18 protein-coding genes and 1 pseudogene are annotated in these 16,276 nt (G+C 43.0%); 1 reads left to right on the top strand and 18 read right to left on the bottom strand.

What is annotated here, in order from left to right; translation table 11 throughout:
• Positions 1–160 precede the first annotated feature (160 nt).
• The 5 genes from rsmA to metG all read right to left on the bottom strand — a co-directional run bounded on the left by rsmA (position 161) and on the right by metG (position 6,025).
• Positions 161–1,042: a 16S rRNA (adenine(1518)-N(6)/adenine(1519)-N(6))-dimethyltransferase RsmA gene (gene rsmA, locus KY305_RS18675; RefSeq protein WP_223063766.1), complete on the bottom strand. Its 882-nt coding sequence runs from the start codon at positions 1,040–1,042 to the stop codon at positions 161–163.
• Positions 1,032–1,595, bottom strand: coding sequence for a ribonuclease M5 (gene rnmV / locus KY305_RS18680; protein WP_214804051.1), 564 nt, complete (start codon positions 1,593–1,595; stop codon positions 1,032–1,034). Before rnmV ends, rsmA begins: the two co-directional genes overlap by 11 nt.
• 135 nt (positions 1,596–1,730) lie before the next feature.
• A complete protein-coding gene (locus tag KY305_RS18685) occupies positions 1,731–3,056 on the bottom strand; it encodes a resuscitation-promoting factor (protein WP_223063767.1) in 1,326 nt (441 codons plus the stop codon).
• 134 nt (positions 3,057–3,190) lie between these two features.
• Positions 3,191–3,958 carry a TatD family hydrolase gene (locus KY305_RS18690; RefSeq protein ID WP_223063768.1) on the bottom strand — a complete coding sequence of 256 codons (768 nt, stop codon included), beginning with the start codon at positions 3,956–3,958 and terminating at the stop codon, positions 3,191–3,193.
• Positions 3,959–4,033: 75 nt separating this feature from the next.
• On the bottom strand, positions 4,034–6,025 hold the full coding sequence (metG, locus tag KY305_RS18695) for a methionine--tRNA ligase (RefSeq protein ID WP_223063769.1): 1,992 nt from the start codon (positions 6,023–6,025) through the stop codon (positions 4,034–4,036).
• A 482-nt stretch (positions 6,026–6,507) separates the two neighbouring features.
• On the opposite strand from metG, the gene abrB reads away from it, so the two are divergent.
• The gene (abrB, locus tag KY305_RS18700; RefSeq protein ID WP_169510469.1) at positions 6,508–6,798 is read left to right on the top strand and encodes a transition state genes transcriptional regulator AbrB; all 291 of its coding nucleotides are present in this window, start codon (positions 6,508–6,510) and stop codon (positions 6,796–6,798) included.
• Positions 6,799–6,850: 52 nt separating this feature from the next.
• Here the strand turns inward: abrB and rsmI are convergent, their stop codons facing one another.
• From rsmI to KY305_RS18765, 13 genes and pseudogenes are all read right to left on the bottom strand, one after another.
• Positions 6,851–7,729: a 16S rRNA (cytidine(1402)-2'-O)-methyltransferase gene (gene rsmI / locus KY305_RS18705; RefSeq protein WP_223063770.1), complete on the bottom strand. Its 879-nt coding sequence runs from the start codon at positions 7,727–7,729 to the stop codon at positions 6,851–6,853.
• A pseudogene (locus tag KY305_RS18710) lies at positions 7,704–8,004 on the bottom strand (GIY-YIG nuclease family protein). The gene rsmI and the pseudogene KY305_RS18710 overlap by 26 nt, the downstream one beginning before the upstream one ends.
• Positions 7,991–8,734 carry a tRNA1(Val) (adenine(37)-N6)-methyltransferase gene (locus KY305_RS18715; RefSeq protein WP_061521544.1) on the bottom strand — a complete coding sequence of 248 codons (744 nt, stop codon included), beginning with the start codon at positions 8,732–8,734 and terminating at the stop codon, positions 7,991–7,993. The pseudogene KY305_RS18710 and the gene KY305_RS18715 overlap by 14 nt, the downstream one beginning before the upstream one ends.
• A 59-nt stretch (positions 8,735–8,793) precedes the next feature.
• Positions 8,794–9,153, bottom strand: a complete 360-nt coding sequence (yabA, locus tag KY305_RS18720) for a DNA replication initiation control protein YabA (protein WP_214804045.1) — start codon at positions 9,151–9,153, stop codon at positions 8,794–8,796.
• A gap of 14 nt (positions 9,154–9,167) precedes the next feature.
• A complete protein-coding gene (ricT, locus tag KY305_RS18725; RefSeq protein WP_013350747.1) occupies positions 9,168–9,995 on the bottom strand; it encodes a competence/sporulation regulator complex protein RicT in 828 nt (275 codons plus the stop codon).
• Positions 9,996–9,997: 2 nt separating this feature from the next.
• On the bottom strand, positions 9,998–10,987 hold the full coding sequence (gene holB, locus KY305_RS18730) for a DNA polymerase III subunit delta' (RefSeq protein WP_223063771.1): 990 nt from the start codon (positions 10,985–10,987) through the stop codon (positions 9,998–10,000).
• A gap of 11 nt (positions 10,988–10,998) precedes the next feature.
• Complete coding sequence (locus KY305_RS18735) at positions 10,999–11,439, bottom strand: YaaR family protein (protein WP_223063772.1); 441 nt, start codon at positions 11,437–11,439, stop codon at positions 10,999–11,001.
• A 12-nt stretch (positions 11,440–11,451) separates the two neighbouring features.
• Entirely contained in the window at positions 11,452–11,781 is a 330-nt protein-coding gene (gene darA / locus KY305_RS18740) for a cyclic di-AMP receptor DarA (protein ID WP_061521539.1), read from the bottom strand.
• A gap of 72 nt (positions 11,782–11,853) precedes the next feature.
• Entirely contained in the window at positions 11,854–12,492 is a 639-nt protein-coding gene (gene tmk, locus KY305_RS18745) for a dTMP kinase (protein ID WP_223063773.1), read from the bottom strand.
• Positions 12,489–13,922 (bottom strand): aminotransferase class I/II-fold pyridoxal phosphate-dependent enzyme, encoded by a 1,434-nt coding sequence (locus KY305_RS18750; protein ID WP_223063774.1) that lies wholly within the window; start codon positions 13,920–13,922, stop codon positions 12,489–12,491. Before KY305_RS18750 ends, tmk begins: the two co-directional genes overlap by 4 nt.
• 75 nt (positions 13,923–13,997) lie before the next feature.
• Entirely contained in the window at positions 13,998–15,113 is a 1,116-nt protein-coding gene (locus tag KY305_RS18755) for a toxic anion resistance protein (protein WP_223063775.1), read from the bottom strand.
• Between the two features lie 15 nt (positions 15,114–15,128).
• Positions 15,129–15,743, bottom strand: coding sequence for a 5-bromo-4-chloroindolyl phosphate hydrolysis family protein (locus KY305_RS18760; protein WP_223063776.1), 615 nt, complete (start codon positions 15,741–15,743; stop codon positions 15,129–15,131).
• A gap of 149 nt (positions 15,744–15,892) precedes the next feature.
• Positions 15,893–16,087: a sigma factor G inhibitor Gin gene (locus KY305_RS18765; RefSeq protein WP_061521534.1), complete on the bottom strand. Its 195-nt coding sequence runs from the start codon at positions 16,085–16,087 to the stop codon at positions 15,893–15,895.
• Positions 16,088–16,276: the final 189 nt, after the last annotated feature.

Genomic DNA, 16,276 nt, shown 5'->3' on the forward strand with positions numbered 1-16,276 from the left:
CAAATAGACTAAGCCTCATCATGAAAGAAAGCTTTATGAAAAGCACCTCTTTCCGCTGCGGCGCTTGAAGCTTCAAGCTTTTCTTGCAGTTGAATGAATAAGGTTCTTCTATAGCCTATGTGGCGGCAGTCCAAGTGGTGACGCAAAACAAAAAGCCCTCTTAGAAAAGGGCTTTATACAATCCGTTGGACAGCGCTGCGAACTCTTCAATAGACAAAGCTTCGCCGCGGCGTTTTCCGTCAATATTTGTTTCTTGAAGGACTTCTTCAATTTGTGATTTCTTCTCTTTTCCGCCGGGAAGATTGTTCACAAGGTTGTTCAGCAGCGTTTTACGGCGCTGGGCAAAGCTTGCTTTAATCAGCTGAAAGAAAAACGCTTCATTCTCGACATCAACGGCCGGGCCGTCACGTAGCAGCAGCCTGATGACTGCGGAATCGACATTAGGCTGCGGCACAAACACCGTTTTCGGCACCGTCATTACGGTTTTAGCCTCCGTATAAAACTGAACCGCGATTGAAAGCGATCCGTATTCCTTAGAAGACGGATCAGCGGCCATACGCTCTGCCACCTCTTTTTGAAGCATCACGACAATCCCTTTCAGAGGGAGATGTTCCTCTAAGAGCTTCATAATGATCGGTGTGGTGACGTAATACGGAAGATTTGCCGTCACCATGATTTCATCGCAGTCTTGGAATTGCTCTTCAATGACGGACTTGACGTCCGCCTTCAGAACATCCTGATGAATGATCGTTACGTTATCATACGGAGACAAAGTATCATTAAGAATGGGCAGGAGGCGCTGATCAATTTCAAAAGCGACGACCTTTTTCGCCCGTTTGGCAAGCTGCTCTGTCAGCGCGCCGATACCCGGGCCTATTTCAATGACTCCGGTCCGATCAGTAATTTCGGCATGATCCACGATTCTGTCCAATATATTTGTATCGATTAAGAAATTCTGTCCCAGGCTCTTTTTAAAAGAGAAACCGTACTTTTTCAGGATTTCCTTCGTTCTGATAGGTGTCGCTATATCTTTATTGTTCATTCTGTTCCTCCTGCATCATAGCATCGAGCGCATCTATAAAATCACTTCTTTTAATTTGAAACATTTGCAGCCGCTTTTGAAGCTGTTTGCCGTTTGTATAGCCGATCTTCAGCATATCACCCAAACGTTCGCGGCGTTTTTTTGCCGCCGCGCCGCCGATAAGACCGGCCTGTATTAAATCTTCGGCAGAAATCTCACTCGGCTTTGCCTCCATCTCTTCATGCACGTTTTCCAGACACGCTCTGATGCTCTCAATGGATGCATGCTCCACGCCAATGCCGCGCTTGTTTTTAGGCTTGGCAAGATGTTTAGGCAAAAATGCGTGTTTACAGCCGGGCACCGCTTCAGAGATCGTTTTGCGGATTTTTTCACCCGGAAAATCCGGGTCCGTCAAAATAATGACCCCTCTTGTCTCCTGCGCTAACCGAATCTGCTTGATGACCTGGTCTCCGATTGCTGATCCATTCGTCTCGATCGTGTCCGCATCAACGGCAAGTTTAATGCGCGCAGTGTCATCACGTCCCTCGACTACGATTATTTCTTTAATTTTCATTACTTCCTCCAAAGAAAACTTTTTATATCCAAAACGAAACTTTTCCTTATGTTTGTCGTCTAATTTACTGAAAATACACTTTACCTATTATAACGAAAAAAACAGAGGGCGCAAAACCCTCTGAATGAATCGGAATCAATTTAAAATTTTAATGGTGACTTGTTTCTTTCCCCAACGGTAAGCTGAAGACTTTTCCGGGAAAAAGACATCAATCCGTTTTCCTTTAATAGCTGACCCTGTATCAGCGGCCACTGCATCCCCGTATCCGTCTACGTGCACTTTAGTGCCGAGCGGAATAACGCTTGGGTCTACCGCGATGACTTTGGCATTCGGATTGCTCGTCAGGTTAACGCCTGTAGCCGTATGGCCGGAACAGCCGCTGCAGCTTGCTGTATAAGCAGTTGAAGAAACGGTAAGCACTTTACCGGATGATTCATTTCGGCTTGAATCCGCCCTGCTTGGAGCACTTAGCTGTTCAATCCTGGGACTATGCTGTTTTGTGCCGACAGCAATGATTTGATCTTTGCTTTTTTCAGATGTTTCTTCTTTGACGAGCTTTCTCGATACTTCTTTTCCATTTTCTTTCACAACATGAAAATGTTTTTTGAGCTTGCCTTCTTTTCCTTTTTGAACGATCTTTTCTTTCCCTCTCTCGAGAGACGCATCTTCTTTTTCTTTCACATGATACGCTAGTTTTTCCTCAACTACATCGGTGACTTTTTCGATACGAGTAATCTGTATGCCAGCCTTTTCTTTCGTCAATTTTTGATCTAATGCCGGCTTTACTTTATCTTCGTCTTTCGTGTTCATCTTATGCTGTTTTAAAAAGTCAGCGACCGTAGTCGAAGTCGTCCATATTTTCTTCTTCTTGCCCGCATCATTTACAGTGACTTGAAATGCCGGATCTATCGTGACTTTCATGCCGTTTTCGACTGCTGTATATGCTGCCGGATCTATTCTATCGTGTTGATTCACAGGTGTATGTTGTTCGTCTAAAAATGCGCCGACTGTTTTTGCCGTTGACCATAAAGTCTTTTCCTCTCCGCCTCTTGTAAGCCGGATCTGTTTTGCAGCTTCATACACGACATTCATGTTGTCTGTCAGTTTCGTTTGCTTAGACGGGGTGACCTGATCTTCATCTCTTGTCTTTATATCCAAAGTTTCCAGTAGTTCCCCGACGGTTCTCGCATGTGTGCGTATATGTTGTTTCTTCCCGTTAATCGAAATTGAGACTGATTGTTTTGAGAGCTCATGAGCTCCGTATGCAGTCCCGGTTCCTGTCAACAGCAGAAAAGCAGCAATGAGAATAACCTTACTTTTACCAAACTTTACGGAAAACAGTTTTTTCATTTTTTGTGTGATGAAAAACGCCTCCTTCTCCTCGGAGAGATTATATAGAGTATCGAAAATGCTGTCAACCCTCCCATCTTGAAGATCAAAAACCTTCAGCGTATTCCTCATTATGCAAAAACGCAGCAAAAAAAGAAAGAGAGACATATCGACAACCTATCCTATGAGGAGAAAGAAGCTTGTAGAACCGTTTTACATATCCTCTGAATCGGACAAGCCTTTACAGATTACGACAGCACATCCTGTCAGTTCATGCGGAAAAGTCTTTTTGCATTTTCCGTTGTAATGGAAGCAATTTCTTCATACGTCATCCCTTTTAATTCCGCGAGCTGTTCAGCGACATATTTCACATAGCTCGGCTCATTTCGTTTGCCTCGGAAAGGATGCGGCGTTAAGAAAGGACAATCCGTTTCAATCAGCAAACGATCATTCGGAATTTCTTTTGCCACCTCTTTCGGCTTTTTCGCGTTTTTAAAGGTAACCGGACCGCCGAATGAAATATAGAAATTCATATCCATACATTGCTGTGCAACTTCTGCACTTCCCGTAAAGCAGTGCATAATTCCGCCGACCTGTTCAGCACCTTCCTCCTTCAGAATCGTTACGACGTCCTCAGTCGCATCGCGGTTATGAATGATGATGGGAAGATCCACTTCCTTCGCAAGGGCAATTTGCTTTCTGAACACTTCTTTTTGAATATCTTTCGGTGATTTATCCCAGTGATAATCGAGTCCCATTTCTCCGATTGCCACCACTTTTTCATGAGAAGACAGTTCTTTTATCCAAGATAAATCTTCATCTGTCATATCAATAGCATCTACAGGGTGCCAGCCGACAGCGGCATAAATAAAGTCGTATTCCTCAATCAGTTCCATTGCCCGAGTGATTGTCGGTCTGTCGAATCCGACTACTACTATCCGTTCAACCTGTTCAGACTTTGCACGTTCGATTACCTCTTCCAGATCTGTGTCGAATTGCTCGGCGTTTAAGTGTGCATGAGTATCAAATAGCATCAAAAAACTCCTTTCTTGTTGAAAAACAAAAGGTGTTCGACGAAATGTTACACGTGAAACACCTTTTGTACCTGTTTATTTAATTCTAGTGCCTTTCGGTAATGACTGGTCAACCGATACGACTTTGAGAACACCATCCGATTCACCAGCAAGTATCATTCCTTGAGAAAGCTCGCCTCTCAGTTTTACCGGTTTTAAATTAGTTACACAAATGATCTTCATTCCGACAAGCTGCTCCGGTGTATAATGCTTTGCGATTCCAGATACAACCTGGCGCTTTTCAAAACCGAGATCAATTTGCAATTTCAGCAACCGATCTGCTTTTTTCACCGGTTCTGCGGACAAGACTTCTGCCACTCGAAGCTCTGTGTCCATAAATTGATCAATTGTTATTTCAGGAAGACGGTCAACCTCCTGCGGCTCTTCTGCCTTTTCTTCTTTCACAGGAGCGGTCCCTTGCATTTTTTGTTTGATATATGCCACTTCTTCTTCTGCTTCAAGACGAGGGAATAACGGCTCACCTTTTTGCACTTTCGTATTCTTTAATTGGCCAAATGCTGTAATGCTCTCCCATGCTTTAAGAGACTGATCTTCTACACCGAGCTGGGCAAACATTTTTTCAGGCGTTTTTGTCAAGAAAGGCTGAAGCAGCACTGCTGAAATACGCAATGACTCAGCTAAGTGGTACATCACGGATTGCAATTCTCTTTCTTTTTCAGGATCTTTTGCAAGAACCCACGGAGCTGTTTCATCAATGTATTTATTGGTCCGGCTGATTAACTGCCATAATGTTGACAATGCTACTGAAAACTCCATGTTTTCCATTGCACTTTCATAAGATTTCACTGTTTCTTCTGCTACTGTAGAAAGCTCGCGGTCGAAATCGGTGACGTTTCCATCATAAGATCCGATCTGGCCGTCAAAATATTTATTAATCATTGCGACTGTACGATTTAAGAGGTTTCCTAAGTCATTTGCCAAGTCATAATTGATCCGCTCTACGAAGCCTTCCGGTGTAAAGACGCCGTCTGAACCGAACGGCACTTCGCGAAGAAGGTAATAGCGCAGCTCATCTAAGCCGTATCGTTCAATTAACGTCACGGGATCAACGACATTACCTTTTGATTTCGACATTTTACCGTCTTTCATCAGCAGCCAGCCGTGCGCGAAAACTTGCTTAGGCAGCGGCAGATCCAATGCCATCAGCATAATCGGCCAGTAAATTGTATGGAAGCGGACAATTTCCTTACCAACAAGATGAACGTCAGCCGGCCAGTATTTTTTGTACAGCTCATCATTTTCCGTATCGTATCCGAGCGCTGTAATATAGTTGAACAGCGCGTCAATCCATACATATACGACATGCTTCGGATTTCCAGGAACTTTTACGCCCCAGTCAAACGTTGTTCTGGAAACGGCTAAATCCTCAAGACCCGGCTTAATGAAGTTGTTAATCATTTCATTTTTACGTGATTCCGGCTGGATAAAGGAAGGATTCTCCTCATAAAACTTAAGCAGACGATCTGCATATTTGCCCATGCGGAAGAAATATGATTCCTCTTTGATTAATTCTACAGGGTGGCCGCTGTCCGGGCTTTTGCCGCCGATGACCTCTCCCTTGTCATTCCGTTCCACATCTACAAGCTGTGTTTCTGTATAAAACGTTTCATCCGGGATACTGTACCAACCCTCATATTCATCCAGGTAAATATCGCCATTATCAAGAAGCTGTTGAAACACTTTTTCAATAATCTCTTTATGCCGGCTTTCCGTTGTCCGGATAAAATCATCGTGAGAAATGTCGAGCTGCTTCCATAGTTTTTGTATCTCAGCAGCCGCACGGTCTACATATGCCTGAGGAGTGATGTTCTCCTCCTCTGCTTTCTGCTGAATTTTTTGCCCGTGTTCATCCGTTCCGGTTAAATAGCGCACATCGAAGCCCTTCAAACGCTTGTATCGCGCCATTGCATCACCGGCTACAGTGGTATACGCATGTCCGATATGTAATTTTCCGCTCGGATAATAAATCGGAGTCGTAATATAAAAAGTATTATTTTCTTGCGGCATGTTGCAACCTCCCAATCAGAATGTCGAAAAGCTCACGCCCAAAGGACGAGAGCGGTTTTTATTTAATATACGATATTGAAATTTGTCCTCTATCTATGATACCATCTTAGCCTTTAAGATCAAGGATATATACGTGCGGGACTTAAAAGAATAAATAAAATTAAAAATTTTTATTGAAATTAAAAAAAGTCTTAACATGTCGAATTTTGTCGTATATAATCTACTAAGATAAAACACCTTGGTTCGAAAGTCTTGATTTAAAAGGATTTTTAGTAGGATAATAGGTTGGTTAAAGCGGTTAAAAAGCCCGTTATTTCAAGATTTCCAAGGCTTTACTTACTATAAGAACTAATTCTTACAAACAATAGCAAACAAAATGATTGACGATTATTGGAAACCTTGTTATGCTAGGAATGTAAGGAATTTGTCGAATAATGACGAAGAAAATTATAATTTACAAATAATTATCTCTCGGGAGGAGACTGTTAATGAAATCTACTGGTATCGTACGTAAAGTTGATGAACTTGGACGCGTAGTTATTCCTATCGAACTTCGCCGTACACTTGGCATCGCAGAAAAAGACGCTCTTGAAATTTATGTTGATGATGAAAAAATCATCCTTAAAAAATATAAACCAAACATGACTTGCCAAGTAACTGGTGAAGTTTCTGATGATAACCTTAAACTTGCCGGCGGTAAGTTGGTGCTTAGCAAAGAAGGCGCTGAGCAAATCATCTCTGAAATTCAAAACCAGCTTCAAAACCAAAAATAAGCTCTTTCTTACAAAAACCGTTCTTGTTACGACACAAGAACGGTTTTTTTCGTTATTTAATGTGATATGCATCATAGATCTCCCGCTTCGGCACGTTCCGATCAACTGCGGTTTGTTTAATGGCCTCTTTAGAAGAAGCTCCTTCATTCATGTAATGTTCCACATGTTCCTTTTCAGAAAGATCCTCCCACCACGGCTTCTCTTCCTCATCCGGTTCAGCCGCTTGATTGCCTTCGACAACGAGACAGAATTCGCCGCGAATTTGGTCTTCATTCGCCCATTCAATGACCTCTGCGATCGTTCCTCTTATAAATTCCTCGTATTTTTTCGTTAATTCCCTTGTTACGGCGATTTCTCTATTTCCCAGAACGGCATGCATCGCAGTTAATGTTTCTTTCAATCTATGCGGCGCTTCATAGAAAATCATCGTTTCCTGCCGCTTTTTAAGGATTTCGAGCTCTTTCTTCTTTTCTTTTTTCTGTCTGTTTAAGAATCCGTAAAAGAAAAAAGGCTGCGGCAGGATGCCCGATGCTGTGAGCGCAGTTAACGCTGCATTGGCTCCCGGAAGCGGAACGACATATCCGCCGATCCGGGTAAAATCTCTTACGATCTCAGCCCCCGGGTCAGATATTGTGGGCATTCCCGCATCGCTGACAAGCGCGACATTCTTACCGGATTTCAGCCATTCCATGATTTTATGGCCGCTGCTTTCTTTATTATGTTCGTGATAACTGACGAGAGAAGTCTCTATCTCATAGACATGGCACAGTTTTTTCGTCTGTCTCGTATCTTCGGCAGCAATGACATCGACCGATTTCAGAGTGTCCACCGCACGAAATGTCATGTCTTCCAAGTTTCCTATCGGTGTAGGAACAAGGTAAAGAATCCCCATATCAGACTTTCCGTTAAAACTCATCTGGCGTCGTAACATATACAGCCTCCTTGCTGCTTTTGTTTTTCTTCTATATATTGTTCTTTTTTCTTTCGGGTCAGTCTCTTAAAGCGATACTCCGCCTGCATCGCTTCCCGTTTTGTTTCAAATGATTCCGAATGGAATAATGTCACCGGCCTTCTTGCTCTCGTGTACTTTGCGCCCTTCCCGTCGTTGTGCGTTTTCAGGCGTTTTTGCAAGTCATTTGTATAGCCGGCATACAGACTGTTGTCATTACACAGCAGCACATAAAAGAAATGATTATTTGTCTCCATACAAAATCGTGCGGATCTCTTTCGTATATTCATTATTTTCATCATACACAAACAGCGGAGGAAGAATTTTCAGATCGGGACGCCCGCCTTTAATGCCTTCTACCAAAATGGTATTCGCTTCTTTTCCTTGTTTCGGATAAATAAACTGGACCCGCTTCGGTTCAATTTGATAAGCTTTCATCAGTTCGAAAATTTCTAATAACCTTCCAGGCCGATGAACAAGAGCCGCTTTGCCGCCCTGCTTCAAGAGCTTGCTGCTGACAGAAATCACATCTTCGAGCGTACAATGAATTTCATGCCTTGCGATTCTAAGATGTTCGTTCAAGTTTTGCTCAGCCTGTTTCGGTGTTTTAAAATAGGGCGGATTGCAAGTGACTACATCATATTTATTATGCCCGAGTCTTTCCGGCATATTTTTCAGATCATCATGAATAAGGCTGATCTGATTTTCCAACCCGTTGTATTCCACACTTCGGAGTGCCATATCATACAGACGCTCCTGAATTTCCACCCCGATGATATCTGCCTTTGATCTCGTACTGAGCAAAAGCGGCACAATGCCGTTCCCCGTACATAGATCAACCATTTTTCCTTTTTGTATCGGAACGTATGCAAATTTCGATAACAGCACGGCATCTAATGAAAAAGCAAATACAGTCGGGCTTTGCACAATTTTCATATCCTCAGCTAATAAATAATCCAATCTTTCATCATCACGTAATGAAACCATAATCTTATCCTTTCGGCACTCTTTGAAAAAGGCTTCCGACATCAGCGGAAGCCTTTTCCTTATTTTTTATTTAAGAATGACAGACAAAAAAGACAATCTCCCTTGCGGACGCTTCCATAGTGGACGTTGCAAATATGAAAGCCTTCTTGATACAGCCGGGCCAGATTATCGTACCCTTCTCCTATATCCGTTTGCTCTGTCTTCTGTGTTTTTGTTTCTTTCTGATCGGCTTTGAATTTCTCTATTTGCTCTGTCGTGTCGTCAAGCCGTTTGCGCAAATGTTTGTTCTCAAGCTGCAAATGGTGATTCTCTTCAATCATTTCGCCGATATGCTGCTTTAAGTCACCCAGCTGACGGTACAGCGAACCGATTTGTTCCTCCAGGTTAATGACTGTATCAAATAACTCTTTTTTATCCAAGGTTCCACACCTCGTTAATCTGTGGTTTGTGCGGATACGACGCCCTCTTCCAAGAGCTCTTCCCAAGTATATTCTATCACTTTTTCACGGTTCTTCAGTTCCACCTGAAGCACCCGTTCCAGAATATTAAGACCGACAACCTTTGCAGGGCCGTTTGCCGTCGTAATCATTTCGCCTAAATCCGGCAGCTGTTCTTTTGCTGTCTCATACTCGTCATTCTCGTATTTTAAACAGCACATCAGACGTCCGCAGAGACCGGAAATTTTCGTTGGGTTCAGTGATAAGTTTTGATCCTTTGCCATCTTGATGGATACCGGTTCAAAATCACCGAGGAACGTAGAGCAGCAAAGCATTCTCCCGCACGGACCGATGCCGCCGAGCATTTTCGCCTCATCTCTTACCCCGATCTGGCGCAATTCTATTCTTGTTTTAAAGATAGATGCCAAGTCTTTTACGAGTTCCCTGAAATCGACCCGGCCATCAGCCGTAAAGTAAAAAATCACTTTATTGCGGTCAAATGTGAACTCTACATCAACCAATTTCATATCTAAGCCGTGGTCGGCCACTTTCTTCTGGCAGATTTCAAAAGCGGATAACGCCTCTTGTTTGTTTTCTTCTACAATGAGAAGATCGCGCTCATCTGCGACGCGTATGACTTTCCGAAGCGGGAGCACAACATCATGCTCGTCCACTTGTTTATTTGCGATGACAACCTGTCCATACTCGACACCTCGGACGGTTTCGACAATGACACAGCTGTCTTGTTCTATATCAAATCCGTTCGGATCAAAATAATAAATTTTCCCCGCTTTTTTAAAGCGGACGCCAATTACGTTGTACAAGCTTATCCCTCCTGCAACGTTAACACCAAGTGCTCCATTAATCCCTGCACATTCACATTGGAATGAAGCCGTTTTTTTGCTTCTAAAACAGCGAGAATTTGGTTCGTAACGCTTTGTTGTGTAGATTGCAGCGCATGCTGTTTTATTGATTGGAATAAGTCTTGATAAATCAGTTTATCTTCATTTCCAATTTGGATGGATAGTACATCACGGTAAATCAATAAGAGCATATCAAGACCCATTTCTTGATGGGTTTTTTCTTTGAAAAAGGGCACCCACTGATCCTGAATGAAGAAAAAGGCATGTCCTTTCCGCTGATGTAAGACTTCATACAATTTTATCACTTTCGCTCTGGACTCTGCAAACTCATCATTTCGACTTAATTCGACTGCTTCTGCTATATTATTCGTCATATTCGCTAAAAGTCTTGCCATATGAGGCGCTACTTCCTGCTGAGCGAGTCTTTCTTCTATCGCTTTCGGCTGCAGCGGCTGAAACGGAAGAACCTGGCATCTCGAAACGATCGTATCCAGCATTCTGTGCAGCTGCTCGGTGATAAGAATGGCGATGGTGTCTTGATTCGGCTCCTCTAAAAATTTCAACAGACTGTTGGCTGCGTTTGTTGTCATTTGATCCGCATGGGATACAATGTACAGTTTTTTGTGCGATTCCAGTCCTGTTTTAGAGAACTCCTCCTGCAGCGATTGGATTTGGGCCTTTTTGATGGATAACCCGTCGGGCTGAACCAGATGCAGATCTGGATGGTTTCCGGAATCAATACGCTTACAGTTCCGGCACTCCCCGCAAGGCTCAGTCCCGCCTTCAAGGCAAAAAAAGCTTTTTGCTAGAAGCAATGCGGCATCCAGTTTGCCCGTTCCTTTTTTTCCTTCAAACAGATAAGCATGAGAAAGCCTTTTCTTTTCAATGCTATTGTGCAAAAGCCTCATTACTCTTGGCTGCTGCTCGGTCATTTCCTTCCATGATATTTCCATTGTATCACTCTCTATGTGTAAAGGTTAATCAATAAACCTTTTATTTCTCCAATTCGATCCAGCAAATCAATTGCCGGTTTTCCCTGATCTAACATCTCTTCAGTCAGCTGAAGCAGTTTTTCATCTATTTCTTTCACAAGCCCCAGCGTTCTGCTGTTTCCGTAAAGGTCAAAGCTTTTTTCCGTTTCGTGCGATAAACCGCTGTCAACGGCCTCTTTTACAAAGCGTTTTACCAATCCTTTAAATTTCGCTAAGTCTTTGAAGTTCCTCGACTTCGTCAATCTTTTACCGAATGTTTCTATATCCGTTAAGAACCTGCTCAGCTGGTCAAATTTCAGCTTGCTGTTTTGGCTGTCCATTGAGCTTTTGAACGTTCCGGACAGCTCTGCAGATTTGAAGGCAGGCTGCTGCTTTTTTTCTATAAATGTACGTAAGTCAGAATTTATTTTCACAGCTTCATATCCTTAAAATTGATGAAATTCATCGACCGGAAGGACAAATACCGTCGCTCCGCCGACTTCCACTTCGACAGGATAAGGGACGTAGGAATCTGCATTCCCGCCCATCGGGGATACCGGGGCAATCATCTGGTCGCGTTTACAGCCATTCTCTTTAATGAGGCTAAGCGCTTTATTGACACGGATATCTTCTACCCCGATCATAAACGTTGTATTGCCTGATTTAAGAAAGCCGCCTGTCGTTGCAAGCTTCGTCACCCTGAAGTTGTGGTCCGTTAATACTTTCAAAAGTCTGTTGCTGTCCTGATCCTGTACCACTGCCACTATTAATTTCATCTTAAAGGCCCCCTTTAGGTTGGAAACAACATTGTGTAGTTACATTTATTATATCAACTAATGAGAATCAGGTCACAACTGAATTTTTTTCAGTGCTTCATTTATCACATTCAGTACGTCCTGGATGACGCGATCCTTTGTCTGAGAAGCATCAATTGAATGGAATCTTTCCGGAAAACGCTCCATCACCTTTTGGTATCCTTCTCTTACTTGAGTGTGAAAGTGTAAAGCCTCAAGGTCAAGACGGTTCTTTTCCCGTGACTGATTTGCCTTAATTCGTTTCAGTCCTTCCTCCGGCTCAATGGAAAAATAGATGGTGATGTCCGGCATGGTATCGCCGATTGCAAATTGATTGATGGAAAGGACCTCTTCAATGCCAAGCCCTCTGGCATAGCCTTGATAAGCCAGCGAGCTGTCTATGAAGCGATCGCACAGAACAATACGGCCCTCTTCCAAAGCAGGCTGAACTTTTTCGACTAAGTGCTGTCTTCTGGCAGCCGCATAGAGCAAAGCCTCCGTCTTAGAATCCATTAACGTATTGTTTTTATTTAAAATGACTTCCCGGATTTGTTCGGCAATTTCGATACCGCCCGGTTCTCTTGTCGCCGTTACGGGCAGCCCCTTTGTTGATAGGAGTTCTTTTATTGCCTGAAGCACTGTCGTTTTTCCCGCTCCTTCAGGTCCTTCGAATGTAATAAATAAACCGCTCATGATTTCTCCTCTTCTATATAAACAAGTAATTGTTTCTCCTTTGACCGGCCTTGAATATGCGCATTCATGCCGATTAAACGAGATAGCTTCTGTATGCTTTCTTCTGTTATTCTTTCTCCGTCCATGATAAGCGGAATCCCCGGCGGATATGGAATGATATCCGCTGCATGTAAGCGTCCGGCTGCTTTATCCATTTCAACAAATTCTTTTTTGAATCGGCTGATCTCGCTTTTTGGATAATCGAGTGTAGTGATGGATGGAAATGTCCATTTAACGGCTTCCTGCCGTTTATCAGGCGGTGTATTCTCCAGCTTTTGATGTATGTTTCTTACGGTTTCCGGCTCTATCTTTCGCCGGCCGCCCAGCGGTAATACGAGCAACACCTGATATTCGTCAGCCAGTTCAACAAAAACCCCGGAGCTTTCCAATATCCTTTGTAACGAATAGCCCGAATGTCCGAGCTTCGAGCGAAGCGTCAGTTTTAAAGGGTCCGGCCGCAGCCCATTTCCTGATGGATGGATCACTTCAATATAAGGAATTGAAGCAAACGTTTGTTTAATTTGGTTAATGTGCTGTAAATAAACAGGCAGTGTCCCGTTCTCAGCGATGTCCTGCACATAAGCGCGGGCCGTATCTAAAGTCGCCATAATCGGATATGAGGGGCTGCTGCTTTGCAAACTGCTTAAATAATATACCAGTCTGTCTCTGTCAATCCGGCCGCTGTTCAAATGAAAGTAAGACCCCATCGTCATGGCCGGAAGAGTTTTGTGAGCGGACTGAACGACGGCATCAGCTCCCATTGCCAATGACGATGGCGGAAACGGTTCACCTAACACAAAGTGAGCGCCATGCGCCTCATCCACAAGAACAGGAATCCCATATGAATGGGCTTTTTTGATTGCTGCCGTCAGATCAGCAGAATGCCCATAATAAGTGGGATTGGTAAGAACAAGCCCTTTCGCATTCGGGTAGTCCGCTAACGCTTCTTCAATTACTGAAAGAGGCACATGAGCCGGCACGTGCATGCCCTCATCAACCTCCGGCGCTATATATACCGGCTTAGCCCCAGCCATTGTCACCGCATGAAATACGGACTTATGACAATTCCGCTGGATCAGGATAGGCTCCCCCGGCTCACAAACCGCTAAAATCATAGCTAAATTGCCTGCTGTCGACCCATTGACGAGAAAGAAACTTTCCTGTGAGCCATAAAGCCGGCTCACCAAATCCTGTGCTTCCTTTATCACTCCAGTCGGATGGTGAAGATCATCAAGCCCCGTGATCTCAGTCATATCTATCGATAAAAGAGATTGATAAACAGATTTAGCTTCATCAAAAAAGACATCTCCATTGTGATGTCCCGGAACATGAAAAGAATACGTATTTCTGTGCGCATGCTCAATCAGCGCTGTATATAAAGGTGTGTCCATTTCAAACAAATCCTTTGACTATCATACTTATTATATCGTGCCTGTGATACAACTTAAAGCTAAGACTTTTGCCAGCTAGCTGTTGTCCCGGCTGGATTTCATATTCAGCAATTTTTCCTTTAAATCGCCTTCCATGATTACCAGCTCTTCCTCAGCCCGCCTGCGTTTGATTCTTCCTTCTTCCTGAATGGATATCGTTTCTTCCAGTGTACTGATTAAGCTTTCCTGCACCTTTTTGAGTGTGTCTACCTCCACGAGGCCGCGTTCATTGGCTCTTGCTGTTTCAATCGTATTGGTCTTGAGAAGCTCGGCGTTTTTCAGCAGCAATTCATTCGTTGTATCTGAAACCTTCTTCTGTGCATCTGCCGCACTGCGCTGCTTCAAAAGCGTTAATGCGATGGCGACTTGGTTTTTCCATAGCGGAATAGCCGTTACGATTGAGGATTGAATTTTCTCTGCCAGCGCTTGATTGGTGTTTTGAATCAAACGGATCTGCGGCGCGCTCTGAATCGTAATCTGCCTGCTCAGCAGCAGATCATGAATTCTCTTATCTAACCGCTCAGTAAATTGAATAAGATCATTTACTTCCTGCACAGCCATTTGATTGTGTTCGTTTGATTCCGTTTTTCTTGTTAATTCAGGAATCACCTTTGTTTTTAGCTCTTCTAATTTCAACTCTCCCGCAGCTATATACATATTTAGTGCGGAAAAGTATTCTTTATTTTGCTCATACAGCTGTTCTAACAGCTTATTATCACTCATCAGCGTGTTTTTAGAGTGCTCCAGTTTTTTGCTGATTCGGTCAATCTGCACACTTGTCTTTTGGTATTTTGAAAGCACTTCCTGCACAGAGCTTGATACCCTGCCGAACATACGGGCGAGAAACCCTTTTTTCTTCTCTTGCAGGTCGTCAGGGTTTACTTGATCAAGCTTTTTCATCAGATCGCCTAATATGCGGCCAATCTCTCCGATATCCTTTCTTTGCACATGCTCTATCATAGTGTGAGAAAAATCAAGGAGATTTGATTGTGCTTGTGAGCCAAATAAAACAATGCTTTGCATATTCTTGGGATCTAATTTCTCTGCCAGCTGAAGTGCTGCTTCTCTGTTCCCATCATGCATTGTATCTGCAAGCCTAATATTCGTCTGACCATTCTCACCGTTGACTTCATCTGAACGGTCTTTGACCATTTTCTTCCCCCTTTCTTATTTTCTCAGCGAATGCTTTGCTATATCTAATTCAAAGTGTAATTCATCTATGTCTTCTTTCATGATTTCATGAAGGTCCTCTTCCAGCCGTTTGGTCAGCTCTGCAAGGGTGATTCTCGTTTCGCTCAAGGACATGGACAAATCTTTATTTTTCCTAGGCTGTGTTGATAGCAAGCCGTACTTTTCTGTTAATTCAACCATAGAATCGAGCGTCTGATAATAGAAACGTTCTGCCTGATAAAAACGCTTCGGTTCTTGTTTGGTAAGTATATATATCCGCCTGACAATCCTCAGTATCTCGGCATTTTGCTTCAGCATTTGAATACTCTTAGACCGAAATAATGCTTTACGCAAACGAACGATTTTATCTTTTGCTTCTTCAAGATTTTCCTTGATGAAAGCATATTCTTTTCTAGTCAGCTGATGTTTTCTTAAAAAGAGGCGCTTTGTATTCCACAGACCGCCTGCACAAACGATCGCCCCGCCAGCCGTTCCGTATAAAAACGAATGCAGAAAAGGCTGATGCCATATGAAAAAGCTTGATGTCCCAGCGATAACAAACGCAGCGCTGCCGCCCAGGGTCCATTTTATAAATTGAATAAACGGTTTCATACATGATCGACTCCTATTTATTCACTTCTATCAGTATTATCTATTACATTCCATTTCTAAACAAGTTCCTCTTCTTATCGTATCAGTTCTCTTATAAAAAGTGAAAGAAACCCTTTAAATTTATGCAAAAAAAAAGACCCTTTTCAGGGTTAGGAATATAAAGTCGGTGTATGAAGGCTTTTCAGTTTCCTGACGTAAAATTCATAATCCGGGTCAGAGGTTGAAGTGGAAACTACTTTTTTCTCACACTCTAAACATATAAATTTCGTATAAATATGGATGCCTCTGCTTTTTTTGGTTTCACACACAATACATGTTTCTCCATGGCTGGACGTCTCATTCATCATGCCCACCTCCGTATGAATAGCCTTCCCCTAAGCTGATGGTTGTATACACAATTTAGACCTTTTTGAAGTTTGCAATTAGTATATGGGGTATGCGGCATTTCGGTGTTTGTATTGTTTTTTGATCGAAAAATAAAAACCCAGCTCATTCTGAGCTGGGTCAAAGATTGCTTGGCGGCGTCCTACTCT

The sequence above is a fragment of the Bacillus sp. YC2 genome (assembly GCF_019891195.1).
Lineage (GTDB): Bacteria > Bacillota > Bacilli > Bacillales > Bacillaceae > Bacillus.

Coding starts and splice junctions, on each gene's coding strand:
- KY305_RS18715 (WP_061521544.1), bottom strand. CDS start 8,734: ATGGTTTCATTACGTGATGATGAAAGATTGGATTATTTATTAGCTGAG.
- KY305_RS18690 (WP_223063768.1), bottom strand. CDS start 3,958: ATGCTATTTGATACTCATGCACACTTAAACGCCGAGCAATTCGACACA.
- darA (WP_061521539.1), bottom strand. CDS start 11,781: ATGAAATTAATAGTGGCAGTGGTACAGGATCAGGACAGCAACAGACTT.
- KY305_RS18750 (WP_223063774.1), bottom strand. CDS start 13,922: ATGGACACACCTTTATATACAGCGCTGATTGAGCATGCGCACAGAAAT.
- tmk (WP_223063773.1), bottom strand. CDS start 12,492: ATGAGCGGTTTATTTATTACATTCGAAGGACCTGAAGGAGCGGGAAAA.
- rsmI (WP_223063770.1), bottom strand. CDS start 7,729: ATGTTACGACGCCAGATGAGTTTTAACGGAAAGTCTGATATGGGGATT.
- holB (WP_223063771.1), bottom strand. CDS start 10,987: ATGGAAATATCATGGAAGGAAATGACCGAGCAGCAGCCAAGAGTAATG.
- KY305_RS18685 (WP_223063767.1), bottom strand. CDS start 3,056: ATGAGGAATACGCTGAAGGTTTTTGATCTTCAAGATGGGAGGGTTGAC.
- rnmV (WP_214804051.1), bottom strand. CDS start 1,595: ATGAAAATTAAAGAAATAATCGTAGTCGAGGGACGTGATGACACTGCG.
- metG (WP_223063769.1), bottom strand. CDS start 6,025: ATGCCGCAAGAAAATAATACTTTTTATATTACGACTCCGATTTATTAT.
- KY305_RS18760 (WP_223063776.1), bottom strand. CDS start 15,743: ATGAAACCGTTTATTCAATTTATAAAATGGACCCTGGGCGGCAGCGCT.
- rsmA (WP_223063766.1), bottom strand. CDS start 1,042: ATGAACAATAAAGATATAGCGACACCTATCAGAACGAAGGAAATCCTG.
- KY305_RS18755 (WP_223063775.1), bottom strand. CDS start 15,113: ATGGTCAAAGACCGTTCAGATGAAGTCAACGGTGAGAATGGTCAGACG.
- KY305_RS18765 (WP_061521534.1), bottom strand. CDS start 16,087: ATGAATGAGACGTCCAGCCATGGAGAAACATGTATTGTGTGTGAAACC.